This window comes from Levilactobacillus sp. HBUAS70063, from assembly GCF_038374745.1.
Taxonomy (GTDB): domain Bacteria; phylum Bacillota; class Bacilli; order Lactobacillales; family Lactobacillaceae; genus Levilactobacillus.
In genome coordinates this window covers 20,438-36,100 of record NZ_JBANSM010000009.1, presented here as the reverse complement: position 1 = coordinate 36,100, position 15,663 = coordinate 20,438, and the positions used below count along the sequence as shown (strand labels likewise).

Below are 15,663 nucleotides of genomic sequence, written 5' to 3'. Positions count from 1 at the left end.
ACTAAAGGTTGAAAGTAGAATAAACGCGTTGATTCCCGTAACAGCCGTGTTCTGTCCACTAAAATTAGTGAGACCAGGAGCCTGCGCCTGCCACGGGGTCCGCCTGCTGTGGGGGACCCCTTCAGCCTGAGAGGCGGGCTTCCGGTCCGCCCACCGCGCTCCAACCCCCATTTGGTGAACGGTAAGGCGGCCAGCTCGCAACATCGCAGGCAACGACTAGTCATCGTGCGCTTCGTACCCGCGTTTGATTAGCGCAATCACCTCGTCTTCGGAGAGATTGAGCTTCTGCGCCTCGCTGGTAAAGCTGCTCACATAACGGTCGTAGAACTCCGCGCGGCGCTTCTCGCGGATGGTTGTTGCGGCCGTGGCCGTCACGAACATCCCCACGCCCCGGCGCTTTTCAATCACGCCGGCCGCCACGAGTCGGTTGATGCCCTTGAGCACCGTCGCCGGATTAATATGAAATTCTTTGGACATTTCTGTCGTGGAGGGCACCTGCTCTCCCGCCCGATAGATCCCCGTGAAGATCGCCTCTTCCACCTGTTCGGCGACCTGGAGATAGATGGGTTCCGGACTATCAAAATTAAATTTCATTATGCTTTCCCACATTCTTTGTGAACTCGTCCTGCTGCCTAATCAGTCGGCGCCTTGGGTAACACGATTCGCCAGTACAGCGTCAACGTAATCACATAGTAAATCGCATAGAGACCAATGAAGATGGCAAAGATACTCCCAATCCCCAGGTAGGGGCTCATTGGGCTTTGCATCAACGGCTTAAACATCTGAAGACCGAACAGAACATCGATTACTCCCATGATACCAGGAATTAGGAATAAAATCCCGATTTCTTTCGCAATCCCCGTGCGCATCAGCTTTTGACGCACACCGACCTTGTACAACATTTGATAGCGCCGTTGGTCCCCGGGCGCGCCGGAAAGAATCTTAAACATCAGACATGAGGCCAGCATGGCCAGAAAGGCAATCCCTAAGAAGTAGCCCATGAATTCTAGGCCGCCGAAGAAGCCACTCATCAACTCATAGGATTGGTAATTTCCCACGGTCATGGCGGCCGGTTGGGCGAAGCGACTCAACTCCAGCTTGTTCAGCCGCTTCAAAATCCGGCGGTCCTGGTTGAGGTCCTTGACCCGTACCGTGGTGACCGTCACCGTTTTCCCGGGTTGCTTGGCGAATTGCCGCGCACTGAGGAATTGTGGGGCGTAGAAGCCCTGCTTGCTGCGAATCGCTAGGCTCAGGAAATCCAAACTTTGACTGCCACCTTTTTTGAATTGCTTCAGGGATTCCGTGTAATACTTCGGATGGGTCGCGTACTTGGCCTCCGTGGTCCCCTTGTTCAGTTCAAACGGCTGCCGCTGCAGTTCGGCGGCGTTGTAGTACACGACCTTCCCTTGGCGTTTCTGCGTGTAGGTCGCTTGGTGCTTCACGTTCAGTTGATCAATCAACCGTTGCTCTTGCGCCGTCTTGTTATGGACGGCAATCGTGTAGGTTCCCAGGCTGTTGGCCATCATCGGCAATTGGCGGTGATACCCGGACCCCACCGTAATCGCTCCCAGCGCCATCGCAAAGAGCAACGACACAATCGTCAGCATACGCGTGTAGTTGTAAACCCGGAAGTTCAGCTGACCGAGGAGAAAACCATTCAGGTGTTTCTTCGCCCAGCGCGTCTTTTTTAGGCCCTGGATAATCACCAGAATGGTGGCCCGGAAGAGCAGATACGTCCCAATCGTGATGGTGACCAGGGCGAGTGGAATCGCGGTCATTTCTAAGTCCGTAATCGCAGCCATCGCCCAGTAGCCCACGGCCAGGAAGAGGACGCCGAAAACGGCCGCCACCATTTGCCGGAAGGGATGAATCACCGGCTGATTGGCCTGCTCGTCGGTGTGCAATAATTTCAAGACGGTCGTCCGCGTCAACCGCACCAGATTAAAGAGGGAGGCCAGGATAAATAGCCCCACGTACAGCACGCCGGTCACCACAATCGCCGGCAGATAAAATGCCGAGAGGTGCGCCAGGTGCAGACCTAAGCTATCCAGCAGAAGGCCCACCAGGAATTGGCTCATCGCCAGTCCCAGGACAATGCCCACGGCGGTCGCCAGGGTCCCCAGGATCAGGGTTTCGAGGAAGACCAGTTCGCCCACACGTTTACGGGTCGCCCCCAGCATCATGAACAGCCCGTAATCGTGCTGGCGCATGCTGAGCAGAAAGCTATTGGCATACATAATGTAGACAATGGTGATTAAAATCAGTAAAACCGCGCCAAACCCGAAGATAAGTGACGCCTGACTCACGACCGCATTGGCCTTGATGAAGGCCTGGTTGGTCGCTAGGTTGGCAAACATATAGAAGATGGCGGCCGACATGGTCAGTCCCACCAATAAGACGAGGTAGTCTCGCCGCCGGTGCTTAATCCCGGCCAGTGCTAATTTTCCTAACATTTCGACTCCCCCTACTCGTTGAACGTGCCCAGCTCGTTTAAGATCTGTTGATAAAAGGCGCTCCGGTCCTGATCGCCACGCTTAATCTCGGAACCAATCTGACCGTCCTTGATGAATAGAATCCGTTGGCAGAAACTGGCGGAGAAGGGATCGTGCGTGACCAGGAGCACGGACATTTTCTGCTTCTGGTTAATGGTCGTCAACAGGTCCAGCAGGTCGCGAGCGCTCGTGGAATCCAGCGCCCCGGTGGGTTCGTCTCCCATCAGGATAGCGGGATGGTGGACGATGGCCCGCGCCGCCGCTACCCGTTGCTTCTGCCCCCCGGATAACTCGGATGGGTACTTCGGCAATAGGTCGGCAATCGACAGCGTCTCGGCCACCTCGTGAATCGCCTGATCCATCACCCGTGAGGACGTGCCCTTCAAGGCCAGCGGTAAGCCGATATTTTCTTCGGCCGTTAAGCTCTCTAGTAAGTTGAAATCTTGAAAGATAAAGCCGACTTCTTGGGCCCGGAAGTCCGCGAGCTGATTGCCCCGCATCTTGGTGACGTCGTGGCCGTTGACCACCACATCGCCGCGCGTAGGGACGTCCAGCGTGGACAGCATGTTCAGCAGCGTCGTCTTCCCCGACCCGGACGCCCCCATGATCCCGACGAATTCGCCGGCCGCCACCGTAAAGTTCAGTCCCTTTAACGCCCGGTACTGGCGTTCATTGGCTTTGCCGTATGTTTTCTCTAAATTGTGGACATCAACCACAGTATTCGTTGTCATATTTAAAAATCCCCCGCTCTTTAGTGTATTGGTTAGTTACTTGTGTAATTAACTATAATGGTTCGCCGCGAATTGTCAACCTCAATTTTTACGGACCGGTCGTAAACGCCGCCGGGCTAGGAAAGTTAGGTCTTAATTCTTTTAACTGAAGGTTGAAAGACAGAAATCGACTAAAACTAGTGTCATCGCGTTAAGTTTAGTCGTTTACAATTTCGTAGTGGAAAACGGTCGCCTTACCGTTCGGCAAAGCTTCCCAGCGAACCGGAAGCCCGCCTCTCAGGCTGGAGGTGTCCCCCACAGCAGGCGGAACCCCTGGCAGGCGTAGGCTCCTGATTTCACCAATTTTAGTGGCCAGAACACTGCTGTTACGGGAATCAGCACGTTTATTCTACTTTCAACCTTTAGCTTTTAACGGAAGGTGAGCGGCGGGTTATTTGGTGAACGGTAAGGTGGACAAAATGGACAACGTCATTGCTCACCTGACTTAACCGAATCCCCCAACACTTGGTTCATTCACTTCCGAAAATAGGGGAGGTCCCGCCATGCCATCATTAAGCCGCGCCATTCACCACCCATTAGCGGCCCATCACCCACTCAGGGATGTCCTCACGAGATATTTCAGCCTATTCGTTGTACAATTATGGTTGTAAGTTTCAAATCTCAAAATGAAGGGGTTTTTCTTGATGAAACAACTGCAATTAGGTGGCAGTAACTGGCAAGCATCCGCCGTTGCGCTAGGAATCATGCGCATGGGCGTTCTGGATCAAGCAGACGCCGTAAAGGCCCTCCAGACTGCTCACGAAGCCGGCATTAACTACATTGACTCCGCGGACATCTACGTCAACGGGAAGTCCGAGGAAGTCTTCGGCCAAGCCCTGAAAGCTTCTGGTCTGTCGCGAGACGATTTCTACATCCAATCCAAGGGTGGGATTATCCTCGACCCGAACCGCAGCCACGACGACCTGGTCTTCGGGTCCCGCTACGACTTTGGCAAGCAACATCTGATTGACGCCGTGGATGGCATCCTGTCACGCATGGGCATTGACTACCTGGATGCCTTCTTACTCCATCGGCCAGACCCACTGATGGAACCCGCAGAAATCGCGGACGCCTTCAACACCTTACAACGCGAAGGAAAAGTTCGGCACTTCGGTGTTTCCAACTTTAACGTCCAACAATATCTGATGGTTCAAGAGGCCGTCGATCAAAAGTTAATGTTCAACCAGCTCCAATTCAGTGCGGCCCACTCCGGGATGGTTACGGAAGGTCTACACGTCAACATGGGCGACGTGCCAACGCACAACGACTTTGGGATGTTGGAATTCGCTCGGCGCAAGCACATTACCATTCAGGCTTGGTCGCCCTTCCAATACGGCCTGTTTGCCGGCATGTTCATCGACGATCCGAAGTATGCCGACCTCAACAAGGTTCTCCAAAAGCTGGCCGACAAGTACGGCGTCTCCAAGAACGGGATTGCCGTAGCCTGGATTCTCCGGCACCCGGTCAACATTCAAGTCTTACTGGGAACGATGAATCCGACCCACATCAAGGACAGCGCGGCCGGTGCCGACGTGACCTTGACGAAGCAGGAATGGTACGACATCTACCTGGCTGCCGGGAATGTCTTACCTTAAATCTAACGTGTGAATTTGAAGCGTCTGGCGTAGGCTGGGCGCTTTTTATTTTTGTCAAAGTTTCCGCAACAATTGAAACACCCCGTTAACTAAACTTAAAGCGATTTGTTTTTACCAAAACAGCCGGCCTCCCCATTCCAAAATCCACCGTTTCTGCGTTCAACTGCCGATTTCGCTGGGGTCGTCACCCGCGACCGTTAACCGGCCGGCCGATTGACCAACGTCTAGACAAATAAGCCACTCATCTCTCGAATTTTTCGATAGCCATCAGGCGCCACAATTACTGTCACATCAGCGATTAACGGCCACCATTTTAAAAAGATTATGACCCCGGCAAAAAGATTAGCCAGAGGGGTTGACCTTTTCCAAGATGGTGATACACTGTAGGTGTAATCAAGGGCGAGTGATTACTCGCTCGATAACTAGAAAGGGGATTTTAATATGTTTACCACAACATTTTGGATTCTTGCTATTTGGTTAGTTATCAATGGTATTTGGACGTGCACGGCAACGACAAACCGGGAATTAATGAAGTGGTTCGGCTGGATTAACGTAGTTGCTATTATTGCCGGCTTCTGGGTATTCTACGGGGTTGCTGGCGTCGCTGGTCTGACGGGTTGGTTCACGGCAGTCAACTGGATTAACGTTATCTTGGCGATTACACAGTTCTACTTCGCCTACAGAAAGACGACCGCACAGGCACATTAAGTTAAATACAATAAGCTCTTTACTTAAAAACCGGGGATGACTGCGAGCATGCCCGATTTTTAATGTCTGCGACCTCGCCGGCTTGGTCACCATTTGGCTGGCATTTCCCTTTCAAGCTGGTAAGATGATGACAGAAGCTTTTTTCGAAAGAAACGGGAGCCGCCGCGTCACGCCGGTCACCCCTAACACTCGTAAAGGTGGTCACGTCATGTCGATTAATAAAATTTTGGACCAATTTCCCGCCACGATTCAAGCGACGAAGGATCTTACGCAAAAACAAAAGGACGTGCTGATTGCGAGTATCCAACTCTTCGCTAAGCAGGGCTATGCCAACACCAGCACGCACCAAATCGCCGTTGCCGCCCATCAGTCCGAGGGCACGATGTTCAAGCACTTTAAGTCTAAGGCCAACATCTTACGGGTGGCCCTGGAACCGGTCATCCAGCAAATCATCCCCGATGTTGCCGCCGAGTTAAAGAAGGATACCCTGAGCAAGCCCTTCACGAATCTCCACGACTTTCTCGTCATCTTCGTTCAGAATCGGATGGAATTCGCTGCGGCCAACCAGGACGCCATCAAGGTCTTCTTCAGCGAACTTCTCTATAATGAAGATCTCCGCCAAGAATTTATCGAGGTTGCCCGCGACCAGTTCATGGGGTCCTTCGAGGGCACCGTCACGAAGCTCCAGCAACACCACTTGATTATCGACTGGCCCTTCAATATGATCTTTCGGTATATCGCGTCAATCATTGCCGGTTACATCCTGGACCGCTACGTCCTCTTTCCCAATCGGGATTGGCAGGACGCCGATGAGGCCAAGTATATGGTGGCGGAATTGGAGAAAGTCTTACAACCCGAATAACTAAAATCCCAAGATGGTGATTATTCACCTTCTTGGGATTTTTTGACCAATATGATTGCTCTGCGCCTGCGCTGGCCGCCTTATCGTTCGTTAAATTTGGTCTGGAACGCGGTGCGGTCTGGTCCCTCGCTTTGAGCTGAAAACCACGGCTCAAAGTCGCCGTTATCCCCAGTAAAACGTTTGGGATAATCTCACGGCTGAGACCAAATTTAACTCACGGCTACTCCGCATTGACCAGCGACCACTGCAACGTTCCCTGGTAGTCGCCGGCCAGGGCGTCCGCAGCCACGTCCAGGAGGATTCCCGTGTTGGTGGTCCACTCCCGGTCGACCGCCGTCACCTCATCGTCGGACTGGCTGACCTTGTCCACCACAGTCGCGCCTTTAGCGTCAATGGGCGCCTGACCATGAGGACCGACCAGGAGGGGTTGACCACTGAGTTGCCGACCCGTCGCCGTTTCAAAGGCCCCGCGCAAGGCCACCTCCAGGCGCCAACGCTGATGGGTGCCTCGCTCGTCACGCACAGCCAACTGCCAGTCGTTATTCCGATGCAACAGCAGGTGTTGGCCGGTCAGGCTGTACGATTCGAAGGACGCCTGCGCCGGAATTCGCTCGAAACTCAGCGTCCCCGGGGACCGGACCAGCGAAATGTTCAGGACGTTCGACTGGTGTTGCGCGTTCTTGGCCTGCACCGCCAGCGTATTCTCCCCCGCTGCCAGTAATTTTCCCGGAATGTGGAGTCGATAATCCCCGTTGGCCGCCTGCTGACCGGCAAAATCGGCCAGCTGGTAGTCGCGCTGGTTCAGGTGAATCTGCAAGGGATACTGGGCAATCTCCGCCGGACTCAGGGAAAATTCGCCATTTTGCAGCCGAACGTTGACGGTCGCCGTCTCGTGGCGCTTCACCACAACCACCTCATCCCCCAAGTTGGTTAACCGCAGATACAAGCCACCTTTCACCTGATAAGTAGAGGACGTAAGACTGGCCTGATAATTGTCGCCGTAGAAGGCCGCGGTCACACTCGGCCGAGTCACGGTTTGTTTAGCCGGCAACGCATGCCCGGTCACGGTGACCGTGGCGTGGTGTCGGCGCTTCGTGAGCCCCCTGGACCACGTCACCCGAATGGTCTTTCCCGTGGGCTTGGCAATCTGATCGGCGGTCTGATCGTCATAAGTCACGCGACCACCGCTCACCTCGAGTCCTTCCGGTACCGGCATGGTCATGGTTAGCGGCGCCAGCGCCTGCTCATCGACCGTGGGCTGATAGTCAAACTCGTAGCGGTAGGTGAGCCGATCTCCCGCGGCCACCGTGGTGTCGGCCTGCACCTCGCTATGAGTGGTCTCGTCGTCCAGATGAACGGCCGTGGTGACCTTGCCCAACGATGAGGCGTGGTCGACCATTACCAGCTGATTGGCACTGTTCGTGGGACCCGTCGCACCGGTGATCCCCCAGTAGGCCTTGGTCGGGTCCGTCACCCCATTGGCCAGGTCCTCGGGATTGACGTCAAAGACATCGGAGTCAAATATCTCGCGCGCCTGATTCGTCGCCGGGTCCCGGTCGTCATAGTAGTAAGTTAGCCGCCGCGTCGTTGGTTGCCAGAATAGCGAGAAATGGTGCCAATTCCCATCTGCGGCGTGGTTTAACGGGTTAGCGTGGTAGTGCCGCAATAGATAGCCCGCCTGCCAGCTACTGTTAATCAGTTCCGGCGTCCACTTGTAATAACTCGGGTCGGCCGGTGAGGCATAGGCGATGTGAGGAGTTTTCTTCGTGGCTTCGGCCCCATCGAAATACCCTGCTACGTCCGTGATTTCGGCGTTCACGTGCGTGTCGAACTCCAACGCCCAGCTGTTTTGAATCGCCGTCTGGGCAATCTCGGCTGCGTGGCCTTCCTTGACCGTGGTTGCCCGTCCCCAGACGCCCAGCGATTGGCCGCCGCTGGCCAGCGCGTGGTCGCCCTGCGGCGAGTTTTGGACCACAAAGGCCAGTCCCTCACCGGCGGATGCCTGCTTATTGCCGAAATACAGCCAAAACCCCATCTCCATGTCCTGGGTTAGATCGAATTGATTCTGCTGGCCACCGCTGCCCATTCGTGACCAAACGGCGCCCACCTGATTGGGCGCATCCGGCGTAATCTGCGCGATTGACTGCGGTACCGTGGGGGAATCCAACAACTTCGTGGCGGACCCCGGAATATCGACCGCAAACTCCCGCGATAACGGAATCCCCCGTGGCGCCGTGGCAATCGCGTGAGCGAGATCAACGTCGCCGGTATCGGCTCGAGCTTGCGCCGGCTGACCCCAACCGACCCACGCTAGACCCAGCAACAGCAGGGCTTGTCCTATTCTTTTCACTGTCCTCTCCCCTTTATATTTTTTTACTAATACTAAATTATACAGAAAATTATCATTAATCCTATGTAATTTTTTGAATATAAATAATTAGTTATTTCCAAACCTATGTTAGCGATTCCATTTGCGATTAAAACAAAACGACAGCGCCGTTACAGCCCTGCCGTGTCATGTTGCCTAATTATGATTGAATTTATGAACCAGTCGCTTCGACGGCCGGGCCAAGCGAATCAGTCCCCACGTCAAACCAATACTGAGGGCGACCATAATGGCGCCGAAGAATGGCGTCCAGGCCAGCCCCAGTTGGTGAGTAACCTGCCCACCAATCCCGGAACCTAGGGCAATGCCCACGTTGAAGGCTGAGATATTTAACGCCGAGGCCATGGTAATATCGGCCGGCGTATAGGCTTCGGCGAGTTGGACAATGTATAACTGCAGCCCTGGCACGTTCATGAACGCGAAGAATCCCATGGCCAGAACCGTCAGCAACCCCAGCCACTGGCTATTGGCGGTCACCGTCAATACCAACAACGTCACGAATAAGCCGGTAAACATCTTCAGCAACGCCGCTAACGGCTTGGCATTGGCCCAGCGACCACCCAGTGTGTTGCCGAACGCCACCATCAGACCGTAAATCACCAGAATCACGACCACGGCGCTACTCGACCACCCCATCTGCTGCTCCAAGAGTGGGGACAGGTAGGTGTAGGCCACGAAGGTCCCGCCGTATCCCAGCGCCGTGACCAATAGGGCCAGAAGTAACTGGGGATTGCTCAGCACCCGGAGCATCCCGCGGAAGGTCGCCTTGCTCGGCAACGGCAAATTCCGGGGAACTAGGACGTAGTCGGCCACCAACCCGATCAACCCAATCAGACTGATAAAGATAAACGACCAACGCCAGCCACCCAACTGTCCAATCATCGTCCCCAGCGGAACCCCAGTCACCGTGGCGACGGTTAGCCCGGTAAACATGACGGCGATGGCCGATGCCCGTTTAGACGGTGCCACGACGTCCGCGGCAATCACGGACGCCACCGTCATAAAGATACCGTGGGCCAAGGCCGCGACTACTCGCCCGGCCAGCAAGACGGTAAAGGTTGGGGCGAAGGCCGCCACCAGGTTACCCGTGATAAAGAGTAACATGATGATGACCATCAGCGTGTGGCGGTTAATCTGCCCCGTCAATAGCGTCATCACCGGTGCGCCGACCATGATACCCAGCGCATAGACCGAGACCGTCAGACCGGCCTGAGCCAGGCTAACGTGAAAGCTTTGAATCAACAGCGGGATCAGCCCCACGCTGATGAATTCGGTAGAACCAATGGCAAAGGCACTCACGGCCAACGCCAGTAACGTTAAAGTTGGTGAAATTTTTTGTGTCATCATGACCTCCTTGATTGCTAATACGATAGTTATTGATTATACTTGCTAAGAACTTTAGAACAAGAACCCACTTTAAAGTGCCCTACCCACCAAAAAGTAACCATCAGTCAGGAGGCCGTTTCATGCCCACAAAAACTTATCACATTGGTGTCGAAGCCACGATGGAAATCATCGGCGGCAAATGGAAATCCATCATTCTCTGCCATCTCCGCCACCACACCATGCGGACAGGTGAACTCGCCCGCGCCATCCCGCAAATCTCGCAAAAGATGTTGACCCAGCAACTCCGGGAGTTAGAAGCGGCGGACATCGTTTCCCGCCACGTCTACCAACAGGTTCCCCCGCGCGTCGACTATGCGTTGACCGACTACGGCCGGACGCTGTCGGGCATCCTCCACGAGCTCTGCGTCTGGGGCGAGGACAACATCGACCGCCGCGAGGCCGCGGGCGAAAAAATCACCTTACTTAGCCGTGATGACGTTTAGCCATCCGGCTTTTTTTCTGGTTGTGGGTGCGGGCTGGACGCCTTGCCGTTCGCGCCAGATGTTAGTGGCTATAGAACCGGCGTCGTCTTACGGAATTGGCCGCTTCCTACAAAAATGTTTCGGCACAATCCGCTAACCACGCTGATTACTAAAATCGGCGTGGCTTCGGCATTGACACGCAGTAGCCGAGAGTGAAGCGCCAGATGAGCTCAGCCGTGGGATCATCTGAGCGGCGTCAGCCGGTTAGATAATGGCGACTTTGAAACACGGGTTGGGCGGTTCAAAGCGAGGCTAAAGACCGCTTCCTCAGTCTTTAACCGTCCTGCCCACCGCGTTCCAGCTCATCTGGCGCGAACGGTAAGGCGGCATGAAACATCCCCCGCCTGGACGTTTCATGGTCAAAAAGATTGAGAATCCTTAAGTTTTCGCCTCATTCTTAAAGAGTTCGTGCACCCAGCAAACAAACTCTGTATAATAGGGCTGTTATAGCTCTGTCAGGTTATTAACTAGCTACAGATTTCATCGGAGAAGGGAAAAAATCATGCACGTATTCATCAATATCGTGCCGCAAGCCACGTTGGACTGGGAGTGCCTCAGTACTCTCATCGGGGAATTAACCAACCAGCACTTTGCAGCCGCATCTTTTAACTTGCACTTAAACGCGCCCCAAAAATTAACGCCTACGCAACAAAAGCAGGCCCAGGACTGGCAACTGACGATTAACCAGCTCCAGTTACCCCTGGCCCCGCAAAATTATCTCATTAACCTCCGCGAAACTGATCACGTCTTACCCGGCGCCCTGCAACAGTGGGCCCAGGTCACGGCCCAACACCCGGGCAGTCCCATCAGTTTGGCGGCTTTTGACGCGCACCAACCACTTCACGACCAAATCGCCGCCTACGTGGTCGATCACCAGGAAGCCGCGTTGCAACAGACCTACCGGCAACTGGCGAGTGATTCACTCGATAACCCGGACGAACAACTGCTGACGCTCTGGAGCCTGCAAAATTACTCGGTACAGACCAACCTGCAAAGCGTTCGGCACCTGACGCAACGGATTCGGCCGACCGGCATTCTCCTGCCGACCGAACTGCTTAACCCCACGCTCCCGCTGGCTTCCGCCGCCCAGGCCTTCGCCGTCTTGCGGCAGAGTCCGGATGTGGTTCGGCTCCACGTCCCCACGCTGCAACGCGCCATGTGGGTCGAAGCTACGCCGATTGCCTGGCTCAACGAACTGGAGAAAATCGATGTTGAGCAGTTGGACGTCATGTGGCAGCCCGTTTACCAGGCCTATTTCCAACGGCAACTCAACGCCCTGTTGAAGAGCATCGACCGCAAGCAACTGACCAAAGAAGATCACACCGAACTATTGGCGCGGATCAAACAAAACACCACTAGGCCGCTCCATCACTGGTCCCGCCTGAGATTATTACAACTGCTGTCACCTCGCGTGGCCCATCAGTTGTTCTACTAGGAGGCCGACCATGAAATTTAGTTTAATCACACCCTGTCAAAATGAAGAGCTTCCCCAACTGTTGGCGCTCCGCCACAACTTACTGGCCCAGACGACCACGGATTTCGAATGGGTGATTGCCCTAAACGAACCGCTGAACCTCACTAGCGCCGACTGGCAGGTGCCCTTCGCCGTGCGCCAGGTGACCTTTCACGGGGCAACCGTGGGGGCCGCGCGCAACGCCGCAATGGCCGCCGCCAGTGGTGACTGGCTGGTCTTCGTGGACAGCGATGATTATTTAACCGCCGATGCCCTGGCAACCCTGGCCGCCATTACGCCATTTCCCGCCGAGACGTTCGGCGACCTCTACCAGTACCCGACTTACGAGCCCCACACCTCTTTCGTGGCGAGCTCGGCCCAGACGGCGGTACAAGACAATTTGCCGAAATGGGGCGGGGCCAAACGCCGCCAACCCAAGAACCGCGCCGTCAACCTCAGCACGGCTATGCTGGGGCAACTAACGCCTGGCCTAACCGTGACGCCCACCGCCGATAACTGGCTTCAGCATAAATACGTGAGCCTAGCCGGCGATTCGCGCTGGAACCAATTTAACCGGCAACTTAAGATCACCGGGAAGGTCGTTAACCGGCAATTGGTTCAGGACCACCACCTCGCCTTTGACGAGACCAATGCTCTGTACCCCGACTATCCCTTTCTCACGCAGGTGATGGCCCACACCAACCGCTACGTGCGGCTAGCCAACCCCACCTACATTCGCGTTAAACACAACGACCCGGTCAATCAGCCATCCGTGCACCAGCTGGTCGTCGCCGACCGTTGGCAACAGCGAATCGCCTCCTGGCAGGCCAGTCTGGCGGCCATCACGGCACCCGACCTGCACCTGGCATTCAGTCGCTACTGCCTGTATCGCCTGCACCGCTTTCTCTATATGGCGCTCGCGACCGGTGCCACCGCCGAGGACCCTTCGGTAACCGACGTGCCCGGCTTGATGGTTCAGCTACAGGCCTTTCTACGGCTGGTCGACGAGACCGCCCTCGATGAGGTTTCGTTACTCAGTCGACGGATTCTCAAACACATTCGCCAACACGCCACCTGTCCACAACGCGCCGTCGACCGAATTGTCCACCTGCGCCAACTCGGCCGGGTCATCAAGCACCGCGGCCGCGGGGTTACCCGCTTATCCTACATGTGGTGGTTCACCAAGCTCCCGCTCAAGCCGAATACCATTCTCTACGAATCCTTCCTCGGACGAAATTTTTCGGATAGTCCCAAGGCCGTCTACAATTATTTACAAACGACCTATCCCGGCCAGTTCAAGCACGTCTGGATTTCCAATCCCGGCGTGACGGGTATGCCGACCGGCCAGCCGAATACCAAGGTTGTCAAACGCTTTGGTTGGCGGTACATGTACTATCTGGCCACGGCCAAATTTCAGGTCATCAACATGCGCCAGCCCAAGTGGTTCGTCAAGCGGCCGGGGACGAAATTCCTTGCGACCTGGCACGGGACGCCGCTCAAGCACCTGGTCTTCGACATGGACAACGTGGCCAGCGCCAACCCGCTGTATAAACAGATCTTCTTCCAGCAATCGCGGCAGTGGGATTACCTGGTCACGGCCAACCAATTCTCGGTCGACGTGTTCGAGCACGCCTTCATGTATCCGGTCGCTAAGATGTTGAAGTCGGGCTACCCCCGCAACGATATCCTCAGCGCCCCGGGCCGTGATACCCGCGCCCGGCAGATTAAGGAGAAGCTGGGAATTCCCCTGGACAAGAAGATTATTCTCTACGCACCGACTTGGCGAGACGACGATTACTACGGCGTCGGCGACTACAAGTTCACGTTAAAATTGGACATTAACCGGTTGAAACGCGAGCTGGGCGATGAGTACGTGCTGGTCTTGCGAACCCACTATTTCATTACGGAGCATCTCGACACCACCGGCTTCGGCGACTTCGTCTACAACGAGTCCAGTTACGACGACATTGCTGAACTCTACCTGATCTCGGACGTTCTGATTACCGACTACTCCAGCGTCTTCTTCGACTACGCCATCCTGAAGCGGCCGATTCTCTACTTCGTTTACGATTATGAGAAATACGGCAGCGTCCTGCGTGGCTTTTATCTCGACATGGAAAAGGACCTGCCCGGACCGCTGCTGAAGACCAACGATGACGTTCTGGATGCCCTGCACCATCTCCCCCAGGTCACGCAAGATTACGCGGCAGCCTACGACCGTTTCAGCCAACGCTTCAACGCCTGGGAAGACGGTCACGCCACGCAACGGGTGGTCGAAGCCTTCTTCGATGCAGACGATCTGAAATAAGCGGTGGTTACCCTAATTTTAGTGACGGCACACCATCATTCTGGGAATTAACGCGTTAATTCCACTTTCAACCCGCTGTTAAACAGCGAAAACACCCCCGTCAACGACAAGCATCGTCGTTAACGGGGGTGTTTTTCACTGACTTAATCTCTGTGATTAGTCTGACAAACCTATTGTCGATTCAAAACGCGAAGGTAATCGCTGAATACAACGCCCACCGCGGTTATAGCTCAGCAGGCGCGACCGATCCTCGGCGGTTAAGCCGGTTTATTTCGCTTAAACAGCTTCTAGCCTTGGCTGGCCAGTTGTGCGGTCAAAAAGTCTGGCAAACTCTGGGCGGGATGGCCCATAATCGTCTGGTAATCGTCCGTTACGGTGGCCAACAAACCCCGCGCACCGGCAGCGTACATGGACGCCAGCATGTGGCCCTCATTACCCTGATTGTACAGTTCGGCGAATTTACGCAGCGTGACCGGCGCGTAGCCAATCGACTGACCGGATACTTGGCTCAAGACGGCGGCCAGTGCCGGCATCGTGTAGGACCGCTCCTGCGTCAGGGTGTAGCTGGGTTGCCGCCACAAAGCCGGCGTCACCGCGACCTTGGCAAAGGCCGCCGCACTATCCTGCAGGCTGATAAAGCTAAGCGAGGCATCCCCCATCGGATAAATCACGTTGTGGCGGTCGATTAATTCCGGTAAATAAGGCACCAACGGATCGGCGTATAGCGCATTACGCAGAATTGTATAGGACAGGCCGCTAGCCGCCAATCGCCGTGGCACGTACCCGTAAAAGGCGGACAGGTCAAACGGATTGTTCGTCTGGTCGGCGATGAACCCCATCACGATCAGATGGCCAATGTGGGCTTGCTCAGCGGCGGCTAGGACATTTTCAAATTCCGTGACCCGGCTAAAACTGTCGTGACTCTTGCTGGGGACGTAAATCACCACGTCCGCCGCGTCCAGGACGGCCGTCACCGTTGCCGGCTGGCGATAATCCAGCGGCAGAACGGTCATCCCCTGCTGGGCGAATGCCGCGGCTTTGGCCGGCGTGTGCACGCCCAACGTCATGGTGGTGGGCACCACTAATTTCGCTAAAGCCGTTACAATTTGCGTTCCAAGATGCCCCGTGGCACCGGTAACAACGTATTTCATCAGAATAAACGCCTCCAAATTCATGTTACTTTAAAAGTAACATCCCATCTTCCCCCGGTCAATCAAGCTG

At 55.1% G+C, this 15,663-nt stretch carries 12 protein-coding genes; 6 read left to right on the top strand and 6 right to left on the bottom strand.

All coding sequences use genetic code 11. The features are described 5' to 3' along the window. Positions 1–216 precede the first annotated feature (216 nt). From V8I28_RS12025 to V8I28_RS12015, 3 genes are read right to left on the bottom strand one after another with little or no spacing between them, the layout of a single operon-like run. A complete protein-coding gene (locus tag V8I28_RS12025) occupies positions 217–594 on the bottom strand; it encodes a GntR family transcriptional regulator (protein ID WP_341780335.1) in 378 nt (125 codons plus the stop codon). Positions 595–632: 38 nt separating this feature from the next. Next, the gene (locus tag V8I28_RS12020) at positions 633–2,453 is read right to left on the bottom strand and encodes an FtsX-like permease family protein (RefSeq protein ID WP_341780334.1); all 1,821 of its coding nucleotides are present in this window, start codon (positions 2,451–2,453) and stop codon (positions 633–635) included. An 11-nt stretch (positions 2,454–2,464) separates the two neighbouring features. Further along, complete coding sequence (locus tag V8I28_RS12015) at positions 2,465–3,223, bottom strand: ABC transporter ATP-binding protein (protein ID WP_341780333.1); 759 nt, start codon at positions 3,221–3,223, stop codon at positions 2,465–2,467. Positions 3,224–3,906: 683 nt separating this feature from the next. On the opposite strand from V8I28_RS12015, the gene V8I28_RS12010 reads away from it, so the two are divergent. The 3 genes from V8I28_RS12010 to V8I28_RS12000 all read left to right on the top strand — a co-directional run bounded on the left by V8I28_RS12010 (position 3,907) and on the right by V8I28_RS12000 (position 6,427). Then, positions 3,907–4,857 carry an aldo/keto reductase gene (locus V8I28_RS12010; RefSeq protein WP_341780332.1) on the top strand — a complete coding sequence of 317 codons (951 nt, stop codon included), beginning with the start codon at positions 3,907–3,909 and terminating at the stop codon, positions 4,855–4,857. A 441-nt stretch (positions 4,858–5,298) separates the two neighbouring features. Further along, the gene (locus tag V8I28_RS12005; RefSeq protein ID WP_341780331.1) at positions 5,299–5,565 is read left to right on the top strand and encodes a hypothetical protein; all 267 of its coding nucleotides are present in this window, start codon (positions 5,299–5,301) and stop codon (positions 5,563–5,565) included. Positions 5,566–5,773: 208 nt separating this feature from the next. Continuing rightward, on the top strand, positions 5,774–6,427 hold the full coding sequence (locus tag V8I28_RS12000) for a TetR/AcrR family transcriptional regulator (RefSeq protein WP_341780330.1): 654 nt from the start codon (positions 5,774–5,776) through the stop codon (positions 6,425–6,427). Between the two features lie 220 nt (positions 6,428–6,647). On the opposite strand, the gene V8I28_RS11995 is transcribed toward V8I28_RS12000, so the two are convergent. Beyond that, a complete protein-coding gene (locus V8I28_RS11995) occupies positions 6,648–8,777 on the bottom strand; it encodes an L-type lectin-domain containing protein (RefSeq protein WP_341780329.1) in 2,130 nt (709 codons plus the stop codon). 174 nt (positions 8,778–8,951) lie between these two features. Beyond that, positions 8,952–10,157 (bottom strand): MFS transporter, encoded by a 1,206-nt coding sequence (locus tag V8I28_RS11990; RefSeq protein WP_341780328.1) that lies wholly within the window; start codon positions 10,155–10,157, stop codon positions 8,952–8,954. A 122-nt stretch (positions 10,158–10,279) separates the two neighbouring features. Between V8I28_RS11990 and V8I28_RS11985 the strand changes: the two genes are divergently transcribed. From V8I28_RS11985 to V8I28_RS11975, 3 genes are all read left to right on the top strand, one after another. Beyond that, a complete protein-coding gene (locus V8I28_RS11985; RefSeq protein ID WP_341780327.1) occupies positions 10,280–10,642 on the top strand; it encodes a winged helix-turn-helix transcriptional regulator in 363 nt (120 codons plus the stop codon). Positions 10,643–11,183: 541 nt separating this feature from the next. Further along, the gene (locus V8I28_RS11980) at positions 11,184–12,116 is read left to right on the top strand and encodes a hypothetical protein (protein WP_341780326.1); all 933 of its coding nucleotides are present in this window, start codon (positions 11,184–11,186) and stop codon (positions 12,114–12,116) included. A 10-nt stretch (positions 12,117–12,126) separates the two neighbouring features. Further along, positions 12,127–14,442, top strand: a complete 2,316-nt coding sequence (locus V8I28_RS11975; protein WP_341780325.1) for a CDP-glycerol glycerophosphotransferase family protein — start codon at positions 12,127–12,129, stop codon at positions 14,440–14,442. A gap of 287 nt (positions 14,443–14,729) precedes the next feature. Here the strand turns inward: V8I28_RS11975 and V8I28_RS11970 are convergent, their stop codons facing one another. Further along, a complete protein-coding gene (locus V8I28_RS11970; RefSeq protein ID WP_341780324.1) occupies positions 14,730–15,593 on the bottom strand; it encodes an SDR family oxidoreductase in 864 nt (287 codons plus the stop codon). Between the last annotated feature and the right edge of the window lie 70 nt (positions 15,594–15,663).

Excerpts from the sequence above, each read along its gene's own strand:
- V8I28_RS12025 (WP_341780335.1), bottom strand. The coding sequence starts at position 594 with ATGAAATTTAATTTTGATAGTCCGGAACCCATCTATCTCCAGGTCGCC.
- V8I28_RS12020 (WP_341780334.1), bottom strand. The coding sequence starts at position 2,453 with ATGTTAGGAAAATTAGCACTGGCCGGGATTAAGCACCGGCGGCGAGAC.
- V8I28_RS12015 (WP_341780333.1), bottom strand. The coding sequence starts at position 3,223 with ATGACAACGAATACTGTGGTTGATGTCCACAATTTAGAGAAAACATAC.
- V8I28_RS12010 (WP_341780332.1), top strand. The coding sequence starts at position 3,907 with ATGAAACAACTGCAATTAGGTGGCAGTAACTGGCAAGCATCCGCCGTT.
- V8I28_RS12005 (WP_341780331.1), top strand. The coding sequence starts at position 5,299 with ATGTTTACCACAACATTTTGGATTCTTGCTATTTGGTTAGTTATCAAT.
- V8I28_RS12000 (WP_341780330.1), top strand. The coding sequence starts at position 5,774 with ATGTCGATTAATAAAATTTTGGACCAATTTCCCGCCACGATTCAAGCG.
- V8I28_RS11990 (WP_341780328.1), bottom strand. The coding sequence starts at position 10,157 with ATGACACAAAAAATTTCACCAACTTTAACGTTACTGGCGTTGGCCGTG.
- V8I28_RS11985 (WP_341780327.1), top strand. The coding sequence starts at position 10,280 with ATGCCCACAAAAACTTATCACATTGGTGTCGAAGCCACGATGGAAATC.
- V8I28_RS11980 (WP_341780326.1), top strand. The coding sequence starts at position 11,184 with ATGCACGTATTCATCAATATCGTGCCGCAAGCCACGTTGGACTGGGAG.
- V8I28_RS11975 (WP_341780325.1), top strand. The coding sequence starts at position 12,127 with ATGAAATTTAGTTTAATCACACCCTGTCAAAATGAAGAGCTTCCCCAA.
- V8I28_RS11970 (WP_341780324.1), bottom strand. The coding sequence starts at position 15,593 with ATGAAATACGTTGTTACCGGTGCCACGGGGCATCTTGGAACGCAAATT.